Source organism: Enterococcus larvae (genome assembly GCF_017830045.1).
Taxonomy (GTDB): Bacteria; Bacillota; Bacilli; order Lactobacillales; family Enterococcaceae; genus Enterococcus_L; species Enterococcus_L larvae.
Window position 1 is genome coordinate 20,744 of record NZ_JAEDXU010000016.1, and the last position, 20,878, is coordinate 41,621.

At 40.5% G+C, this 20,878-nt stretch carries 14 protein-coding genes; 10 read left to right on the forward strand and 4 right to left on the reverse strand.

Annotation, left to right across the window (positions count from 1 at the left end; genetic code table 11):
* Window positions 1-71: 71 nt before the first annotated feature.
* The 5 genes from I6N96_RS19250 (at window position 72) to pheT (ending at window position 12,191) form a co-directional block, all read left to right on the forward strand.
* Window positions 72-3,647 (forward strand): PD-(D/E)XK nuclease family protein, encoded by a 3,576-nt coding sequence (locus I6N96_RS19250; protein ID WP_209559189.1) that lies wholly within the window; start codon window positions 72-74, stop codon window positions 3,645-3,647.
* Window positions 3,640-7,437 (forward strand): helicase-exonuclease AddAB subunit AddA, encoded by a 3,798-nt coding sequence (addA, locus tag I6N96_RS19255; protein ID WP_209559190.1) that lies wholly within the window; start codon window positions 3,640-3,642, stop codon window positions 7,435-7,437. The genes I6N96_RS19250 and addA overlap by 8 nt, the downstream gene beginning before the upstream one ends.
* 72 nt (window positions 7,438-7,509) lie before the next feature.
* Window positions 7,510-7,854: a winged helix-turn-helix transcriptional regulator gene (locus tag I6N96_RS19260; RefSeq protein ID WP_209559191.1), complete on the forward strand. Its 345-nt coding sequence runs from the start codon at window positions 7,510-7,512 to the stop codon at window positions 7,852-7,854.
* Between the two features lie 537 nt (window positions 7,855-8,391).
* Window positions 8,392-9,435, forward strand: a complete 1,044-nt coding sequence (gene pheS / locus I6N96_RS19265) for a phenylalanine--tRNA ligase subunit alpha (RefSeq protein WP_209559192.1) — start codon at window positions 8,392-8,394, stop codon at window positions 9,433-9,435.
* 332 nt (window positions 9,436-9,767) lie between these two features.
* Entirely contained in the window at window positions 9,768-12,191 is a 2,424-nt protein-coding gene (gene pheT, locus I6N96_RS19270) for a phenylalanine--tRNA ligase subunit beta (protein WP_209559193.1), read from the forward strand.
* Between the two features lie 69 nt (window positions 12,192-12,260).
* Here pheT and I6N96_RS19275 read toward each other — a convergent pair whose 3' ends face one another.
* From I6N96_RS19275 to I6N96_RS19290, 4 genes are all read right to left on the reverse strand, one after another.
* Window positions 12,261-12,920, reverse strand: coding sequence for an amino acid ABC transporter permease (locus tag I6N96_RS19275; RefSeq protein ID WP_209559194.1), 660 nt, complete (start codon window positions 12,918-12,920; stop codon window positions 12,261-12,263).
* A gap of 11 nt (window positions 12,921-12,931) precedes the next feature.
* A complete protein-coding gene (locus I6N96_RS19280; RefSeq protein ID WP_209559195.1) occupies window positions 12,932-13,657 on the reverse strand; it encodes an amino acid ABC transporter permease in 726 nt (241 codons plus the stop codon).
* A 46-nt stretch (window positions 13,658-13,703) separates the two neighbouring features.
* Complete coding sequence (locus I6N96_RS19285; RefSeq protein ID WP_209559196.1) at window positions 13,704-14,507, reverse strand: transporter substrate-binding domain-containing protein; 804 nt, start codon at window positions 14,505-14,507, stop codon at window positions 13,704-13,706.
* Window positions 14,508-14,601: 94 nt separating this feature from the next.
* Entirely contained in the window at window positions 14,602-15,333 is a 732-nt protein-coding gene (locus tag I6N96_RS19290) for an amino acid ABC transporter ATP-binding protein (protein ID WP_209559197.1), read from the reverse strand.
* A 1,018-nt stretch (window positions 15,334-16,351) separates the two neighbouring features.
* On the opposite strand from I6N96_RS19290, the gene racE reads away from it, so the two are divergent.
* From racE to dapD, 5 genes are all read left to right on the forward strand, one after another.
* Window positions 16,352-17,179 carry a glutamate racemase gene (gene racE, locus I6N96_RS19295; RefSeq protein WP_209559198.1) on the forward strand — a complete coding sequence of 276 codons (828 nt, stop codon included), beginning with the start codon at window positions 16,352-16,354 and terminating at the stop codon, window positions 17,177-17,179.
* Window positions 17,166-18,524, forward strand: a complete 1,359-nt coding sequence (gene rph, locus I6N96_RS19925; RefSeq protein WP_347339098.1) for a ribonuclease PH — start codon at window positions 17,166-17,168, stop codon at window positions 18,522-18,524. Before racE ends, rph begins: the two co-directional genes overlap by 14 nt.
* A complete protein-coding gene (locus tag I6N96_RS19305) occupies window positions 18,521-19,036 on the forward strand; it encodes a metallophosphoesterase (RefSeq protein ID WP_209559199.1) in 516 nt (171 codons plus the stop codon). The genes rph and I6N96_RS19305 overlap by 4 nt, the downstream gene beginning before the upstream one ends.
* Before the next feature lie 334 nt (window positions 19,037-19,370).
* Window positions 19,371-19,865 (forward strand): cyclic-di-AMP-binding protein CbpB, encoded by a 495-nt coding sequence (gene cbpB, locus I6N96_RS19310; RefSeq protein ID WP_209559200.1) that lies wholly within the window; start codon window positions 19,371-19,373, stop codon window positions 19,863-19,865.
* 220 nt (window positions 19,866-20,085) lie between these two features.
* A complete protein-coding gene (dapD, locus tag I6N96_RS19315) occupies window positions 20,086-20,787 on the forward strand; it encodes a 2,3,4,5-tetrahydropyridine-2,6-dicarboxylate N-acetyltransferase (protein ID WP_209559201.1) in 702 nt (233 codons plus the stop codon).
* Window positions 20,788-20,878: the final 91 nt, after the last annotated feature.

Consider the following 20,878-nt stretch of genomic DNA (forward strand, 5'->3'; position numbering starts at 1 on the left):
CATAGAAGGGAGAGGAACAATCTCTCAATTGTGTATCGATATACGAAAAATACCGGAAAGGATGTGGGGACATGTCTTTACAATTTATTCGAGGAACAGGGGATAAGGATCTTGAAAAAACATTGGTTGATAAGGCCGAGGAATGGTTGGACGCTGATCCGAACAACGAAGTATTTTATCTGGTTCCCAACTATATCAAGTTTGAAAAAGAGGTTCTTTTTTTAAAGGAAATCAAAGAACGCATTGCTCCTTCAAACACAATGATGGCAACGATGCGTTTGCAAGTATTTAGTTTTCAACGCTTGGCTTGGTATTATCTGCAGCATACACAATACTACCAGCAGGAACTGCTCTCAGAGGTAGGGGCGGCAATGATTTTTCGAAAAATCTTAAGTGAGAACGAGGAGAAGTTGACTGTATTTCGAGGAGAAGTCAATAAATCGGGATTTATTCAGCAACTATACGCATTGTATCAGGAAATGAAAGAAGGCAATGTTGAGCTGACAGATCTTGCTTCTATGACCGCAGATGATCAGACGTTGGATGACCAAGATATTACGCAAAAGCTGGCGGATATTCAGTGGCTTTTTGCGGCTTTTGAACAAGAACTTCAAAAACACGGTATCAATGAAACGGAGTATCTGACTGTTCTAAGCAGTTATTTGAAGACAAAAAACTTAGGAAATGTACTATTTGTCCTCAGCGGTTATAATCATTTTAATGCAAACGAACTGCAGCTGCTTCAAGCTTTGATGGAGCAGGGAGCAGAGGTAAAGGTGGCACTGACACTGGATCGCTCATATCCGGATAAAAAGCCGGAGACTGTTGAGTTGTTTTATGAGACAGGGACAATCTATTTTCAGCTGTATCAGCTGGCTAGACAGTCCCAAGTACCTGTGCTGAATGACCATGTAGAGAAAAACTATCCGTTGATTCATTCAGATGAAATCAGCTATTTAAGCGATTTTTGGCTGCAGACACGTAAGAGTTTTGACAGCGGCAGTATGTCAATGAAAGAAGCTGAAGATGTTCAGCTTTGGTGTGCAGAAACACCAAAGGAAGAGTTGAATGCGGCAGCGAAAGAAATTCGTCGTTTAATTGTGGAAGAGGGCTATCGATATAAAGATATCCAAATAGCAACGAGAGAATTTGACAAGTATCAGCCGATTTTAAAGCCGATTTTCCAACTCCATGATATCCCAATCTACATTGATCAGGAAATGTCGATGGAACAGCATCCGTTGGTGGAATTGATTCAATCACTATTTGCAATTTTTAATTATCATTTTCGATACCGAGATGTTCTGCGCTTTTTGAGGACAGAGTTATTTTTTCCTGGGGCGATCTACACTGAGGAAAGTCAGTGGCGAATCGAGCGAGATGATTGGCGAAGAAAAATAGATATCACGGAGAATATTATTTTAGCTTATGGTTATGAGGGCAGTTATTGGACTAAGGAGAAAGACTGGTCTTTCATTCAGTATAATTTCGAAGAGGAGAAGAAGGAAGAAACAGCTTCTCTTGAAAAGGAATCAAATGAAATCAGGCATGCCATACGAGATATTCTGCCAGAGCTGTTTTCAGCCCTTAAGGCGGCTGAAAACGGCGAGCAGGCAGCAGCTGTTTTCTATCAATTTTTGATTGATAGCGGTGTGGAAGAACAAATGAGGATGTGGCGGAATCAAGCAATTGCTGCCGGTGAACTAGAAGAAGCACGAAATCATGAACAGACTTGGGATGCATTGATGTCCTTATTGGATGAATACGTGATGATTTATAAAGAAGAAATGTTTGAATTCGAGAGCTTTCAGGAGATATTTGCCAGCGGCTTGGAAGGGCTGCGTTACAGCAAAATCCCGACAGCAATCGATCAGGTTCAGATTCGTAATATCGATACACTTCATCCGGGACAAGGCAAAATCACATTTGCGATTGGCTTGACGGATCAGGTGTTTCCTCAAAAGGTTGAGAATAAAACCTTGCTTTCTGATGAAGAAAGAAGTCGTATGAATGAAGGCTTGGCTGATGGGAAATTCTTTATGCAAGGTGTTGGTCAACGGATGGCGCAGGAGCCTTATACAGCATACATTATGCTGCTGTCAGCCACGGAAAAATTGTATCTGACGTATCCAAGAATGTCAGATACCTCTCATGATGTTAAAGCATCGTCTTATTTGACGATCATCCAAAAGAACTTGAAGTTGCCATTCATCTATAAAAACAGTTTAACGATTCTTGATGATGAGCAAAGCAGCCTGCAGCATGTTGGTACTTATCGAACCTTGATTGGTGATTTGACAAACTTAAAACGTCAAAAAGAGGAAACCAAGCATGGCATGTCTGGTTTTTGGCTGATGCTGGAGCGTTCATTGAGCAATCAGCCGCTTGCCTCCTTAGCAGTGCAAATTTTTGAAAGTCTTGAGCATAAAAATATACCAGAGGCATTAGGTCCAGAGCTAGCGGAAGAGCTTTATGGAAAGCATATCTATACTTCTGTATCTCGAGTTGAGAGCTTTTATCGATGCCAGTATCAGTACTTTTCCAGATTTGGTCTTCGCTTAAGAGAGCGGGATGTTTTTAGTCTTTCATCAGCTGCCACAGGAGAGTTCTTCCATGAAGCCTTGGATCAGCTATTTAAAGTTTTGATCAAGAATAATCAGCAGCTTTCTGAATTGACTGAAGAACAACTGAGTGAAGTTGCTGAGGAAGTCTTAGTTAACGTGTTAGGAGACCAACGATTTGGGATTCTACATTCCTCTCACCGTATGAGCTTCATTCGCTATCAACTGCGCCAAACAATCAAAAAAGTCAGTTGGGCGTTGAAAAAGCAAAGCGAACGTAGTGGACTATCAATAGTCCAGACAGAAGTGTTGTTTGGGCAAATCGCTGGGAAAAAAGGTATTCGAGGTCTTGAATTGCCATTACAAAATAATGGTCAGATCAGTGTGCGAGGGAAAATCGACCGTGTGGATCAGTTGTCGATCGATGGCGAAACCTATTTAGGTGTGATCGATTATAAATCCAGTCATCGTAAGTTCAATTTGACAGAGGCCTATTATGGACTAGCTATGCAGATGTTGACCTATCTCGATGTTGCTTTGATGGATGCTGTTGATTTGGTAGGACAACAGGCAAAAGCGGCAGGCTCTCTCTATCTGCATGTTCATAATCCTATTTTGGGGTATGACGGAGAAGAACAGCAGGAAAAACAATTGTTGAAGAAATTTCAATATGATGGTCTGTTGTTGAATGATCCGAAGATTTTGGATCATTTGGATCGGTCGTTGGAGCCGAAGCAGAGCTCCTTGGTCTTTCCGATTGAAGAATCGGCTAAGGAAATCATCAAACCGGGACGAAGACAAGAAGATAAATTTGTAACGATCGAAGAGTTTGATACATTGAGAGCCCATAACCGCAATAAGTTTACAGAAGCCGGCAATAAAATGATCAGCGGAGAAGTTTTGCTTGACCCCGCGTATCAAGGGAAAGAACGGATTGCTTGTAAATATTGTCCATTCCGCAGTGTTTGTACCTTTGATGTGATGTTGAAGGAGAACGATTACCACAGAATTGAGACGATGGGTAAAGAGGAAATCTTCAACCGTATGAGACATGAAGAGGGAAAGGAGGAGTCAACTGATGAGTAAAAATATCCCATTACGACCACCACATGAGCTGTTTACAGATAATCAATGGCAGGCGATTTTTGACGAAGGTCAAAATATTCTAGTATCTGCTTCTGCGGGCTCAGGGAAAACAACCGTTCTGGTTCGACGAGTGATTGAAAAAATCAAAGGTGGTACGGATATCGATCGTTTGCTAGTCGTTACGTATACAGAAGCGGCAGCAAGAGAGATGAAAGAGCGAATTCAAGCAGAACTGCAAAAAGCACTAGGACAGGAAACAGATCCACATCAAAAGCAGCATTTTATTCGACAACTGTCCTTGCTGCCGACCGCAAATATCAGTACGCTTCACTCCTTTTGTCTTTCGGTGATTCGTCGTTTCTATTACTTGATTGACATGGACCCGGTCTTTCGCTTGCTGACAGATGAAACAGAGATGCTTTTGCTTAAAGAAGATGTCTGGGATGATTTGCGAGAGTCGCTATATGAAAAGGAAGAAGAATCTTTTTATCAACTGACTAGTAATTTCTCGAATGACCGCTCAGATGACGGATTAACAAATTTGGTCTTCTCCCTTTATGATTTTGCGAAAGCCAATCCTGACCCTGAAGCGTGGCTAAACAAGCTGCCGGAGGCATACCAAATCGATGGAGATATTGGCGAATCCTCGTTGTATCAGGAAACGCTTAAGCCTCCTGCGATAGAAAGTCTGCAAATGGCCATTTTAAGATATGAGAAGATGCTGGATTTATCTGCAGATCAGGAAAAAATGGAAAAGATTGCTCTACTAGCTCAAAAGGAACTAGAATGGACAACGCAATTCATGACGTATCTTGGGGATAATGCACTTGAAGAAGCTTATAAGATGACGGAAACATTGACCTTTGATCGTTTTCCGACAGTTAGAGTACCGGAACTAAAGGACGATGTGGAACAAATCAAGGGATTGCGTGAACAAAATAAGAAAACACTTAAAGAAATCACCGCTTCACTCTTTACCTTAACTCCTGAAAAAATGAAGGAAGTCATGGGTAAAGCGGCTGTTCTTGTTCAAAACATGGCAACGGTCGGCGGTCAATTCATGGCAGACTATGGAAAAGAGAAGCTGCGTAAAGGAGTAGTTGATTTCAATGACTTGGAGCATTTTACTTTACGTATCCTTACTAATAGAGAGAACGAACAATGGCTGCCGACAGAGGCTTCCAGTTATTATCGCGGAAAATTTGATGAAGTATTGGTGGATGAATATCAGGATATCAACCGTCTTCAGGAAAGTATTCTTTTCTGGCTGCGTCGTCCGGACAAAGGGGCCGGCAACCTCTTTATGGTAGGGGATGTCAAGCAATCGATCTATTCTTTCCGTCTTGCTGATCCAAGCCTTTTTATCGAAAAATATACTCGTTATGGACGTCAAGAGGATGGAAAACGAATTGTTTTAGCAGAAAATTTCCGTTCACGAGGGGCTGTTTTAGATTTTACAAACTTAGTTTTTGAACAGCTGATGGACGAACAAGTTGGACAGATTCCTTATGATAAGGATGCGCAATTAGTCAATGGCTTCCAGCAGTTCTTAGAAGGTGCTGACTATACAACTGAAATAATGATTTATGAGAAGAAAAAGACAGCTGAATCAACAGATATCCTTGAACTAGAGACAGAGCTTCAGATCGAAGATAAAACCGAAGGTGAAATACACATGACTGCGCTGAAAATACGCGAGTTGATTGACCAGGGGTTTCTTATTTATGATAAAAAACTAAAGGAAAATCGTCCCGTCCGTTATCAGGATATTGTTCTTCTGTCACCAACAAAAAAGAATAATTTGACGATTTTAGAAATTTTCAAGCGTTGCAATATTCCTTTGCAAGTCAATGATGCACAAAACTATTTTCAGGCGACCGAAATTCGAACGATGATCTCTCTTCTTCAGCTAATTGACAATCCCTATCAGGATATTCCACTGGCCTCTGTATTGCGCTCGCCAATTGTAGGACTTAAGGAAACCGACTTGGTCAAGGTTCGATTGGCTAAAAAGGAAGGAATGTACTATGAAGCCTTTCTGGTGTTTAATCAGCAAAAGGAATTGACTTCAGAAGATCAAAAACTTATAGAAAAAACGCAGGCATTTGCAAAACGACTGGATACTTGGCGAGAACTGGCAAGAAGAGTTAGTCTATCAGAACTGATTTGGGCTATTTATCAGGAAACTGCTTATCTGGATTATGTAGGAGGGATGCCTGCCGGACAACAAAGACAGGCAAACTTATATGCGCTAGTCGATCGAGCTGCCAACTATGAGAAAACCAGTTTTAGAGGGTTATTCCAGTTTATCCGTTTTATTGAAAAGATGCAGGAAAAAGATAAAGACTTAGCAGAACCTGTCATCCTTGAAGATGAGAATGCAGTCAGGGTCATGACGATCCATGCCAGTAAAGGGCTGGAATTTCCTGTTGTCTTTCTTTTGGATATGACAAAGGAGTTCAATCTGTCTGATTTGAAGGAACGCTGCATTTTTGATGATCGATTGGGTGCCGGTATTCGTTTTCTGGATGAGGAATCTCGTGTGTTATTTGATACATTGCCATTTCTTGCACTGAAGCAGATAAAAATGAACAAGCTGCTGTCAGAAGAGATGCGGAAGCTGTATGTCGGCTTGACCCGAGCGGAGCAAAAGCTATTCTTAGTCGGTTCCTATAATGATCGTGAGGCAGCATGGAAGGAATGGGGCAAGGCAAAGGATGCTGCTTCAGTTGTTCTTCCGCAGGAAAGCCGTTTGCAAGGGAAAAGCAGTCTAATGAACTGGATAGGAATGACACTGATTCGTCATCGTGATGCAGAAGCCTTCAATGACTTTTATCAGACTGCCTCCGTGTCAGATATCCAAAAACATCCGGGAAGATTTTCGATTTCTTTTGTAGATGACCAAGCGATGGCTAACGGATTCTCTATGCTTCAGCAAACAGAAAATCAGAAGGTTGAGATGATACAGACACCTGAAAAAAATGACCAACAAGTATTGACTAGAGGGTTAAAACGATTGAATTATGACTACCCTTATCATATTGCAGCTCAGACCACGAACTATCAGTCAGTTTCAGAGATCAAGCGAATTTTTGAAGACCCTGATGACCGTTCGATCGGCAAGCTGGAGATGGGGGAAAGTCAGGTGCGAAATACACGGGGGATTGTGCATCGTATGGCTACTCAAGAGCTGGGCAAACCTGCATTCCTTCAAGAAATCCAGCAGCCAGCTTCTGTTGAAATCGGAACAGCAACCCATTATCTTCTGCAGTTGATCGATTTGTCAAAGAAACCAACTATGGAAAGTTTGAAGACACTTCTGACAGAGCTTATTTCCCAGAAATTGATTTCGGAAAAAACAGGTCAGAGAATTGATTTAGATAAGATCCTAGACTTTTTCCAATCAGATTTAGGTCAGCTGCTGCTGAAGTATTCTGATCGAGTGAGAAGAGAACAGCCCTTCTCCATGTTGTTGAATGCAGAAGAAATCATTAAAGACTATCCTGCTGCAACGGATGACGATCTGCTGATTCATGGAATCATTGACGGTTATATCGAGTTGGAGGAAGAATGCATTCTTTTTGACTACAAAACAGATTTCGTAAAAAATATAAATGATCCGGCAGAGCTTGAGAAAATCACTAAGCGCTATCGCGGCCAATTAAAGCTGTATCAGGAGGCATTAGAGTTAACAGTTACTAAACCAGTCACTCATGTCTATATGGTCTTACTGCGTGCAGAAGTGATGGTTGACATGGTTACTGGGGAAATAGTAAATATTAAGAAATGATGGAAATGGAAAAGCAGATGAACTTACAAATAGTAAGTTCTGTGCTATACTCATTTCATGAGGTGAGGAAAAATGGAACAAGTAAAAACAACCAACTTTTCTTTGTGTCCCAAGTTTGAAAAAGCATTCAGTATTCTAGGTAAAAAATGGAATGGTTTGATTATTGATGTGTTGCTGGAAGATGGCCCTCAGCGTTTTGGCGAACTGAAGAACAAGATTCCAATGTTGAGTGATCGTTTACTTGTTGAGCGGTTGCGTGAATTGGAAAGGGAGCAGATTGTTGCCAGAGCCGCACGATGTGAGGACTCAGCTAGATTGGAGTATTTTCTGACGGATAAAGGACAGGATTTGCAGTTGGCGATGAATCAGCTGCAGGTTTGGGCAGAAAAATGGGTAACTGAGGAAGAATGCAGTTGACCAAATTCAGAAGTTCTTGTAAACTAGAGTCAATTGAAAAAATAAAGAACAATGATGGAAGCAAGTAATTTGGCTGATTCGTAAAAGGGAAAACCTGTCATAGACTGAAAACAGGTCACGATATCGAAAAATGAACATTTCACTTCCGGAGTTTGTTTAGTCTTGATTGACTTGACCGGCGGATGTCGTTAAAAGATAGAGTGCACAGTGTTTTTTGCTGTGAATGAGGATGGTACCACGAGAGCTCGTTCCTTTTCAGGAACGGGTTCTTTTTGTTTTTTTAGGAACATCTTAGACGATCTATTGCCAAGTCAAGCGGATCAATAATTTCAAAAACAACTAAAAGACTGTTGGTTTGAAACCGCAGTGAAAATATATAAATCATGTAAAAGAATGTTCCTACTCCTTTACGCATGCTGATATGCTTGATGCTTTGCAGATGCTTGAAGTGTTGGCTGCCAGCTTAGAAGGAAGGATGAATATTCCCCTACATAGAATCTTTTGCAGGATTTATATAGAAAAGAAAGGAAGAATGTTATGTCATTACAGACACAGCTTGAAGCGTTAAAAGAAGAAACACTTTTGAAGATCAATCAGTCGAATGATCTAAAAGCTTTGAATCAAATTCGTGTAGAAACACTTGGGAAAAAAGGTCCAATCACTGAGGTTCTTAGAGGAATGAAGGATTTATCTCCTGAAGAACGCCCAGTTGTTGGAAGCTTTGCCAATGAAATCAGAGATGAACTGAGCGAGGCGATCGAAACACGTAAAGAGGTATTGGAAGCTGCAGCGATGAATGCATCGTTGGCACAGGAAACAATTGATGTAACACTACCCGGACAACAAATGACTCGAGGAACAAGACATGTGCTTTCTCAGGTCATGGAAGAAATCGAAGATATTTTTGTCGGAATGGGCTATCAGATCGTTGAAGGCTATGAAGTGGAATCTGATCATTATAACTTTGAGCGGATGAACTTGCCGAAGGATCACCCAGCAAGAGATATGCAGGATACCTTCTATATTTCTGATGAGATCCTGATTCGTACGCATACCTCTCCGGTTCAAGCAAGAACGATGGAGAAGCATGACTTTTCTAAAGGTGCGTTGCGGATGATTTCCCCAGGGAAGGTTTTCCGTAGAGATACTGATGATGCAACGCATAGTCATCAGTTCCATCAAATCGAAGGCTTAGTCATTGATAAAAATATCACTATGGGCGATTTGAAGGGTACCTTGGAAGTTGTTATGAAGAAAATGTTTGGAGAAGACCGAAATATTCGTCTTCGCCCGAGCTACTTCCCATTCACAGAGCCTTCTGTGGAAGTGGACGTCAGCTGTTTCAAATGTGGAGGTGCAGGCTGTAACGTTTGTAAACATACTGGTTGGATAGAAATTCTAGGTGCTGGTATGGTCCATCCGGATGTACTGAAAATGTCGGGAATCGATCCGGAAGAATACACAGGATTCGCTTTCGGATTAGGTCCAGACCGTGTCGCAATGCTGCGCTATGGTGTTAACGATATCCGAAACTTCTACCAAAATGATTTACGCTTTTTGAACCAGTTCAAAGAAGTATAAGAGCATCATTTGAGTATTTCTTAGAAGTAGAAGAGGACATCGGACCCCAAAAATAAAGAAAAGAGACAGTTATCTGGCTCGTTTCCACAATAAAAAGCAAAGGAGCGCCTCTACTCTTGCCTAAACAAGAACCTAGAAGTAGAGGACATCGGACCTCCAAAATAGAGAAAAGAGACAGTTATCTGGCTCGTTTCTACAATAAAAAGCAAAGGAGCGCCTCTACTCTTGCCTAAACAAGAACCTAGAAGTAGAGGACATCGGACCTCCAAAATAGAGAAAAGAGACAGTTATCTGGCTCGTTTCTACAATAAATAGCAAAGGAGTTATAACTAATGTTAGTTTCATATAAATGGCTAAGTGAATATTTAGACCTATCAAAAGTAACGCCCAAAGAGTTGGCGGACACAATGTCTGTAACCGGGATCGAAGTCGAAGGAATCGAAGTACCGGAAGAAGGCTTGAAAAAAATCGTTGTTGGTGAGGTAAAAGAATGTATCCCTCATCCGGATTCTGATCACCTGTCAATCTGTCAGGTGGATATTGGGGAAGAGGAGTTATCACAAATCGTTTGCGGTGCACCGAATGTAAAAGCAGGAATCAAAGTGATTGTTGCTCTTCCAGGTTCCCGTATTACTGGCAATCAAAAAATCAAAAAAGGGAAAATGAGGGGCGAAGTGTCCAATGGAATGATTTGCTCACTTCAAGAACTTGGATATTCTGATAATGTCATTCCTAAAGCATATGCAGAAGGTATCTTCTATATGCCTCAGGAGGCAGTGAATGGCGACGATGTTTTCTCTTATCTTGATATGGATGATTCAATCATTGAGCTGTCTATCACACCAAATCGCGCAGATGCATTGAGCATGAGAGGCGTGGCTTATGAAGCAGGAGCGATTTACCGTCAAACGCCTAATTTTAAAGCAGTTGATCTACAAGCCGATGAATCAGAGAATGCTGAAGACTATATTTCAGTGGACGTGCAGGATAAAGCAGATGCACCAGCATATCAAATCAGAATTATCAAAAATGTAAAAATTCAGGAAAGTCCTTTGTGGCTGCAAACACGCTTGATGAATGAAGGAATTCGTCCAATCAATAATGTTGTAGATGTAACGAACTATATTCTATTATTGTTCGGACAACCATTGCATGCATTTGATTATGATAAGTTGGGCAGCAAAAATATTTTGGTTCGACGTGGTAAGGACAATGAAGAAATGGTCACTCTTGATGGTGAAACACGGAAGTTGTCACCTGAAAATATTGTGATCACAAATGGAGAAATACCTGTTGCCTTGGCTGGTGTAATGGGTGGAGCTGATTCAGAGATTACTGAAGAAACGACTACTGTAGCGTTAGAATCTGCTTTATTCAATAGTTTATCTATCCGTAAAACATCAAAACAATTCAACCTGAGAAGCGAGTCTTCCAGTCGTTTTGAAAAAGGCATCAATAAAGGTACAGTTAGTGATGCGGGAGAAGCGGCAGCGGCAATGATCGCAGAGCTTTCAGGAGGAACAGTAGTTTCTGGAAAGAGTACAGGCAGTGAACTGGTTGTGACACCTGTTGAAGTCAGTGTTTCTGTTGATCGTGCGAATAAGTATCTGGGAACAGAGCTGGCGGAAGAAGAAGTAGCTGAGATTTTTACTGCTTTAGGGTTTGATTTCACTGTTACGGCTGGTTTATTCACAGTATCTGTCCCATCAAGAAGATGGGACATCACAATCGAAGCTGATTTGATTGAGGAGATTGCTCGGATTTACGGCTATGATAAGCTGCCTTCTACTTTACCAAAAGGTGAAACTGTTGCTGGGAGTCTGACTGATACGCAACGTTTTGTTCGTAATCTGAAAGGAATGCTAGAGGGATATGGTATCAGTGAAGCAATCAGCTATGCGTTGACGACTGAGGAAAAAGCAAGACAGTTTTCCATGAAGGAAAGCAAAGCAACGAAGCTGAACTGGCCAATGAGTGAAGAGCGTTCTGTTTTGAGAATGAACTTGATTTCAGGCTTACTCGATGATGTAAACTATAATGTAGCACGTAAAAACAGTAATGTAGCGTTGTATGAAGTGGGTCATGTTTTCTATCAGGAAAACGATCCATTGAAGGATTTACCCTATGAAGAAAATCATCTAGCACTAGTGCTCACTGGTGATCGACTGGAAAAAGATTGGCAGACAAAAGCTGAACCAGTAGATTTCTATACAATCAAAGGAATTCTAGATAACCTATTTGTAACAACAGGGTACCAACAAACAGTTACTTATGAAGCAACACAGGACATGAAGGATATGCATCCTGGTAGAACAGCATATATCAAATTGAATGATGTTATCGTTGGTTTTGTTGGTCAAATTCATCCGTTGACTGCTAAAGAATATGATATTCCACAGGCATATGTAGCTGAGTTGAACCTTCATGGCTTGTTGAACAGTGAGAAAGAAGCCTTTGTCTTTGAAGCTGTTTCAAAATTCCCAGAAGTCAATCGCGATATTGCGTTACTCGTTAAGGAAACTGTAACAAACCGAGAACTGGCTGAATGCATTTGGGAACATGCCGGACGTTTCTTGAAAGATGTTCATCTGTTTGATGTATATCAAGGGGATAATATTGAATCAGGAATGAAATCAATGGCTTACAGCTTGACATTTGCCAATTCTGAAGCAACCTTGGTAGAAGAAGAGGTCAATGGTGCAATGAAGAAAATTGAGAAGGCATTAGTAGAAAAGTTAGGTGCAGAGGTACGTTAGAAATGACTAGATTGCAAGTATTTAGATAAGAAAAAGAGCAAATCCGCCGTGGATTTGCTCTTTTTCTATTTAATAGCCTTTCGCCCAGTTTCGGGAAAGCCATCTTGAAAATTGCGAGATTGAGAAATTAACGGCGAAATAAATCAAAGCAACGATTCCGTAGATTGTAAATACCTGACCGGTTTGTCCATAACGTCCCATAAGGATGTAGGACTTCCCGAATAGCTCCTGTAAAGCAATAACTGAGTATAGGAAGCTTGTATCCTTGATAACTGTCACAAACTGAGAAACAATTGCTGGAAGCACGTTTCTGATGGCTTGCGGCAACACGATATAGCGGATGATCTGGAATTTACTGAAGCCTTGAGAACGAGCTGCTTCTTTTTGTCCTGTATCGACACCGTTCAAGCCTCCGCGAATGATCTCAGCCAAGGCAGCAGTAGTGAATACTGTGAAGCTGACGATTCCGGCAGGTGTGGACTTGATTTTGAAAATCAAGAAAATAACATAAATCCAAAGTAAGTTTGGAATATTTCGAACTATTTCAATGTAAATACTTGCTAGGATCTTTAAAGGACCACGCTTTTGATTTCGAAAAATGGCTAAGATTGTTCCAAAAATAGTACTCAATACAATAGCGATAAACGAGATGTAAAGGGTAAGCTTTAAACCATCAAACAAGAATTTCATGTTATTTGCAGTAAAAATTTGACTGATTTGTTCTGACATCGTTTACCCCCTTATCTGCTGTATGCTTTCTTATTTTTTTCTTCCATTCTACGTGCAAAGGTAGCCAATGGGAAACAGAGAATGAAGTATAGTAGACCAGCTAAAGTGAATGCCGGTATATAGTTCAAGTTGACAGAAGACCAGCTGTTTGCAGCAAACATTACATCAGCTCCTGAAATGATGGCTACAGTTGCAGTATTCTTGATCAAATTCACCAGCTGATTTGTCAGCGGCGGCAGCATGATTTTCCACGCCTGCGGCAAAATGACATACATCATCGTCTGCTTATAGTTAAACCCTTGCGAATAAGCCGCCTCAAACTGTCCCTTAGGAACGGCTCCAATCCCTGAACGAACAACCTCAGATATATAGGCACCATGATAAAGACCAACACAAAGAATTGCTGTGGTTGTTGCAGAGAAGGTAAAGATTGGCTGACCATTGACAAGTAATAATGGTAAACCATAATAAACAACGACAAATTGGATCAGCAACGGAGTGTTTTGAAAAATTTCAACATAAATCCTACTCAGTACGAGTAATAGCTTATTTCGTGTAGTAGACATGCTTCCAAAAAGGATACCTAAAAATAAGGCAAGTGCAAGAGCTCCTATGGAAATCATGATCGTATACAGAAAGGCGTCTGCGAATAAACGCCAATCTGTTAATAGCGCCCGCCAGCGATAAAGGGCGAATGGCCCTTCAGTCATCCATGAGGCAGTAGCTAAAAATGGCATAATAATCCCTCCTAAATTCTTTCAAAATGCTGTAGAATCAGAAAGATTAATTCAAATTCCAAGTTTTGTAGATTTCTTCTAGTGAACCATCGTCCTGCCATTTAGTGATCAGCTCATCTAGGTAATCGTTCAATTCAGTATTTGATTTTTTCGTTGCAATCCCATATTCCTGTGGAGAGAAACCGTCAGCAAGAATTTCAGTGTTTTCATCAACGTAGCCGCTAAGAATAGATTTATCAACAGAGAAAGCGTCGATTCGTTTAGATGTCAATGCTGTTTTCAACTCAGGATATGATCCCAACTCTTGGAAGCTGAAGGAAACACCTATTTTATCGCCTTCTGCAATGATTGCATCTTTTGTCGTAGCAGATTGAGCAACCCCGATTGTTTTACCGTCAAGGCTGGCTGTATCAGTGAATCCATCTGATTTTCTTACTAGGAAGCCAACTTCATCTTGATAGTATGGAGTAGTAAAGTTATAGGTTTCTTTTCTTTCATCTGTAATTGTAAATGTAGCAATGACCATATCTAGCTCACCGTTATCCAGTAGTGGGCCACGAGTTTTAGCAGTAACACCGACAAATTCCACGTTATCTTCACTGCCTGTCAATTCTTTGGCAATTTTACGAGCAATATCCGGTTCCATACCTTCATTCTTATTTGAATCAGGATTCATATAGCCGAAGTTTGGAATATCTTCTTTGATCCCAACCTTTATCACGCCGGCTTCTTTGATTTTATCAATCGCAGAACCGCTTGAAGCTGCATCTTCACTACCGCCGCACGCTGTAATGATCCCCAATAATGCTAATAGTGACAATCCGCCAATCAGTTTTTTCATGCTTTTCATAAGTTTTCCTCCCAATATGTTGTTTTCGTTAAAGTAAGCGTAGCTTCTGTATAATTTAAGATTGCTGGTGTGACCCAACATCTTTTTCTTATGTCTATGAATTATGGATAATTTTACTCAAGAATTCTTTTGCCCGTTCATTTTGTGTATTGGTAAAGAAATGCTCCGGCGTTCCAGTTTCAACGATTCGACCATCGTCCATAAAAATAACTCTATCTGCAACTTGACGAGCGAAGCCCATTTCATGGGTTACACAAATCATTGTGATATTCTGCTTCGAAAGGTCAACCATTACATCTAATACCTCTTGAATCATTTCCGGATCAAGTGCAGAGGTAGGTTCATCAAAGAGAATGACCTCTGGATGCATATTCAAGGTTCTGGCAATAGCCACCCGCTGTTGCTGACCACCGGAAAGCTGAGCAGGATACGCATTTGCTTTGTCAGCTAAGCCGACTCTTTCCAAGTACTCCATACCTGTTCTTGTAGCTTCTTCTTTGCTGATGCCTTTAACCTTTATTGGTGCAAGCGTCAGATTATCAATAATCGTCTTGTGTGCATACAAGTTGAAATTTTGAAATACCATAGCCACTTTTTGACGAATCTCTTGAATAGGTGCTTTCGGTTGTGTAATATCGACACCATCAACTTCGATTTTTCCATCAGTTACTTTTTCCAGACGATTGATACAGCGAATCAATGTGCTTTTACCAGATCCTGATGGTCCGATAATGACAATTTTTTCCCCATGATCTGCTTTCAGCGAAATATCCTTAAGTACATGGTGATCACCAAAATATTTGTTTACATGTTCCAAAGAAATCATATTTGAGCTCCTTTTCTCTTTTTTAGAACCTAGCCAAGTAATTGTCTAGGTTCCTTATTTTTGGGTCCGAAGTCCATATCCCTAGCAATCTTGACAAAAGGGATAATGGCTCTCCTTTGTTTTTTTGTGTAGAAATGAGCCAGGTAACTGTCTCATTTCTTTATTTTGGAGGTCCGATGTCTTCTACTTCTAGGTTTTAGTTTATGCAAGAGTAGAGGCTCTCCTTTTCTTTTTTGTAGAAACTGTTTAGACAACTTTGTTTCTACGTTTCTGATTCATTGCGATTTTCGTCCCATAGCATCACGATCCTGTAAGCTATGTTGTCACAGACAACAGCAGTTTTGTGTGGTACGAGTCTGCGGAGAGACGGAGTTGATTTGGTGCAGCGCAAATCAACCTTGGGAAGTATGTTTCCCTAGAGTCATTATTTTGTTGTTCCGATATATCCGTTCCTGAATCTTTGAAGATAGGAGGGAAAGGGCAACTCTTTTTTTATATGAAGATAGATGATGTAGAGACATCTTTTTAAGTATGAAGAGTACAGTGTGCTCTGTTTTGGAGTGAGCATGTGATGATGAGTCAGCGTCTTCATTGTCCTTGATTGAGGAAACCAACTTCTTATGTCTGGTTTTGTATCATCATATGCTATAGTATGTAGAGAATACCTATCGGAAAAAGAAAGAAAGAATTGATAGATCCCATTTTTCTATCGAAAATAGGAGGATTGTATACGAAAATCAACATATTCTATTAGTAAGACTACTGAAATTCGTCGTTTTTCATAATGTAAAAACACTTATATCTGAAATTTAATCCTTTTATAATAATTCTTTTCTTTTGTTAATGTTAGAAATTATAACATATGTTTGATTCGAATACCAGTTTTTTATAAAAATCTTTGTTTGAGCAAAATTCTGGAATTGATAAGGCAGTCATAAGAAAAGGAATAAGACTTGAAAAAGTTCTGGAAAAAGTAGAAAATAAGAGTATTGAAAAAAACAATAAAGGTTTGATAGATGTGAATAATGGAGCAATCGGTTTTATAGATTCAGGTGTCGGCGGACTGACTGTTGTCAAAGAGGCAATGAGGCAGCTTCCGAATGAACAATTGATTTATCTTGGAGATACAGCTCGCTGTCCCTATGGTCCGCGTCCAGCAGATCAGGTGGTTCAATTTACGTGGGAAATGAGCTTCTTCTTATTAAAGAAAAATATAAAAATGCTGGTGATTGCCTGTAATACTGCCACAGCAGTGGCACTAGAAGAAATCAGGGAAAAGCTGGATATTCCAGTTGTTGGTGTGATCATGCCAGGATCAAGGGCAGCCTTGAAGGCAACAAAGTCTAATCAGATTGGTGTCATCGGTACTTTGGGAACAATCAAAAGCAGTTCCTATAAAAACGCGCTGAAAAGCAAAGTTCCTTCTATAGAGGTGCAAAGTCTGGCTTGTCCCAAATTTGTCCCAATTGTAGAAAGTAGTGAATACCATTCATCTGTTGCAAAGAAAGTGGTATCAGAGACATTAAGACCACTAAAAACAAGAGCAAGCTTGGACACACTGATTTTGGGATGTACCCATTATCCGTTGCTGCGACCGCTGATTCAAAATGAGATGGGTAGTCAAGTCAAGCTAATTGATTCGGGTGCTGAAACAGTAAGTGAGGTCAGTGTCTTATTGGACTATTTCAATTTGGCTGCGCAGCCTCGAAAGAATAAACCGGCCAATGCCTTTTATACAACAGGTTCGGCAGCTATGTTCAAAGAAATTGCCAACGATTGGCTTGAACTGGAAACAATCAATGTAGAACATGCAAAAATAGGAGGAAATGAACGTGATCAGACATGATGGAAGAAGCCCTAAGCAATTAAGAAAAGTAACAATAGAAACGAATGTATTCAAGCATCCGGAGGGATCTGTCATGATTTCCTTTGGCGATACAAAAGTAATTTGTTCAGCTACAGTAGAAGAAAAGGTACCACCGTTTTTGAGAGGTCAGGGAACTGGCTGGGTAACTGCGGAATACAGTATGCTGCCTCGTGCAACAAATACAAGAAATATTCGTGAGAGCGCGAAAGGGAAGCTTTCAGGCCGAACGATGGAAATCCAACGTCTGATTGGTCGTTCTCTTCGAGCTGTCGTTGATTTGGAAAAACTGGGTGAACGAAGCATCATCGTTGACTGTGATGTTGTTCAAGCTGATGGAGGTACAAGAACAGCAAGTATTACAGGTGCTTTTACAGCCATGAAACTGGCTGTCGAGAAGCTTCTGATTAAAGGAGAATTATCCGAGGACCCAATAAAAGAACATCTTGCAGCTGTCAGTGTAGGGATTTTACCAGATGGGGAATGTGTGTTGGATTTGGACTATAAGGAAGACTTTGCCGCAAAAGTTGATATGAATTTAGTGATGACAGAAGCAGGAGAGTTTGTTGAGATTCAGGGAACGGGAGAAGAGGCAACCTTTTCAGGAGACGAGCTGAATGCAATGCTTTTCTACGGAAAGAGCGGAATCAGTGAGCTGATCGCTGAACAGAAAAATGTACTGTTAGAATCCTTTGCAAAGGCTCCGGCTGAAGAAAAGACAATTGTGATTGCTACAGGAAATGCCGGGAAGGCAGCTGAATTCAAGGAATTATTTGGTGCAAAGGGCTACCAAGTAAAAACACTGCTTGATTATCCTGAGCTTCCGGAAGTGGAAGAAACTGGAACAACTTTTGAAGAAAATGCTCGATTGAAGGCTGAAACGATCGCAGCGATTTTACAGCAGCCGGTACTTGCCGATGACTCTGGTCTAATTGTTGATGTATTGGGCGGAATGCCAGGTATCTATTCTGCTCGTTTTGCCGGAGAGCAAAAGAGTGACGCAGCAAATAATGCGAAGCTTCTACATGAACTGACAGGGATTTCCAAGGAACAGAGGACCGCTCGTTTCCATTGTACCTTGGTGTTTGCCGCACCTAAAAAGGAAAGCCTTGTGGTTGAAGGCGAATGGAATGGACTTATTGGAACGATTCCTCAAGGAGAAAACGGCTTCGGCTATGATCCTCTATTCTTTGTTCCCGAAGAAGGGAAAACAGCTGCAGAGCTTCCTAGAGAACTGAAAAATCAGATCAGTCATCGCGGCAAAGCAGTTGAAAAGCTTAAGAATAAATGGGAAAGCTGGTTGAACGGACAGGAGGAAGCTAAATGAAATATTTAGTTGTAAGTGACAATCATGGAGATAGAGATATTCTGGTGCAGCTGGTGAATCATTATAAAGGACAGGTCGATGCAATGTTTCATTGCGGAGACTCTGAGCTGGAAGCAACAGATCATTTATGGGATTACTTTACTGCTGTTGTGAAAGGGAACTGTGATTACGGCCCGGGATATCCGGAAACTGCAATTAAGGACACTGGCGAAGATGTTGTCTTTATGACACATGGTCATTTATCAAATGTTCGCTTTGGATTGACACAGCTGGCTCTTCAAGCAGAAGAAGCAGGAGCGACGATTGCCTTGTTTGGCCATACCCATGAAATCGGCTGTGAAATGCATCAAGGAAGATTGTTTTTAAATCCGGGAAGTATTCGTCAGCCTCGTGGACCAATCCAAATACAATCCTATGCAATTATCGAAAGCACAGAAGAAAAGTTTGACGTTCAATATTATGATCGAAGCTTTGAACCGGTTGCTAATCTTCATTTTAAATTTTCAAAATAAAGAGTTTGTTCCCGAGCAATCGATCTTTTATTCATTAAAAGAGAGCTGTTCGGGGATTTTTTTCTGTATATAAACCTCTTATTAAAAAATGGTGATCACTTCTAATTCCTTTACTGTGCACTTTGAACAAAGGTCATTTTTCGCATGATGGATTTTGATGAGATTCATGTAGAAAGAAAGCGGAACCATATTAAGTTGTTTCCAGTAGAAATCAATGCGAACTTAAATGTAAAATTTTTTAAACTATTATGAAAAAACTGCGAATTTTGAGACTTTCCACCTTCTTTTCTGTACAATGAAGACTGTAGTGAAAAAACGAAATGGAGGCACTCCAATGATTGGAAATGCTGTGAAAGAATTATTATTAGAAAAACAAGAAACCTTTATGATACCAGCTGAAAATGTAGCGAATGTTATGTGTTTGAATCCGCTTAATCATGCGCTTTTGGTTTTGTCGCAAGTAAGATATTCAAAAATTCCTGTATTGGATAAAGGGGATAGATTTGTTGGCTTGATCAGTCTGGCTGATGTTGTAGATAAGATGTTTGATCTGACAGAAATCGATTTAGAAAAACTGCAGGAGTTTACCGTTGCTGACGTTATGGAAGTTGGTGTGACTGTTGTTGGTGAGGATTGGGATTTAGAAGATGTGCTGCATTTACTTGTTGATTCACCGTTTTTACCGGTAGTCGACAACAACCAATGTTTCAAAGGGATCATCACTAGAAAAGAATTACTGAAGGCCATCAATCATATGGCACACGAACTGGAAAAGCACAATCTTGTTCTACCTAAAGTAGAGGAAGAACGGGATAACAAAGCGATTTAGAGAACTTATGATGGATTATGCTAAAGCATTCATCGTGTGAGAGACGATCTTTGCCTATGATGTGCACAATGGGAAGAATAAGATTTCACATTTCTTTAGTAAGATCTATATATTCACATTTTACCGATTTATTGTTATGCTATATAAATCGTACGGAATAAACTGTCTTGTTTGTTTCTGCGTATTTATATCTTGGTAGAATTTGAAGGGAGTTAATGCAATGGATGCATATGAAATCATTAGCTATATCGGGAATGCAAAAAAGAAAACACCAGTGAAGGTAACCTTGAAGGGAAAACTGAAGGAACTGGATTATCCAAAAACAATCAAGGCTTTTACAAACTGTAAAACCGGTACATTATTCGGCGAGTGGACAGATATCAAAGCCTTTTTAGAAGAAAATAGAGCAGTGATCGTGGATTATGTTGTGGAAAATGACAGCCGTAATTCAGCTATCCCACTGTTGGATACGAAAGACATCAATGCTCGTATTGAACCTGGTGCAATCATTCGTGATCAGGTGAAAATTGGCGATAATGCAGTAATCATGATGGGTGCTGTTATCAACATTGGTGCTGTTATTGGCGAAGGCTCGATGATTGATATGGGAGCTATTCTTGGCGGCAGAGCAACCGTTGGGAAGAACTGTCATATTGGTGCCGGTACAGTGCTGGCGGGCGTTATCGAGCCGCCTAGTGCGGAACCGGTAGTGATTGAAGACAACGTACTGATTGGTGCAAATGCTGTTGTGTTGGAAGGGATTCGAGTTGGTGAAGGAGCTGTCGTGGCAGCTGGAGCAATCGTTGTAGACGACGTAGCACCGCATACGGTTGTTGCAGGAGTGCCAGCTAGAAAAATCAAGGATATTGATGAGAAGACCAAAGGAAAAACCAATATGATGGATGAATTGCGTAAATTATAATAACTGAAAAACTAAGTTGAGAAAATCAGTCAGGGCATTCTATACAATGAAGTAGGATTGCTGAAATTGTCTGATTCAGCGCCGCATATCA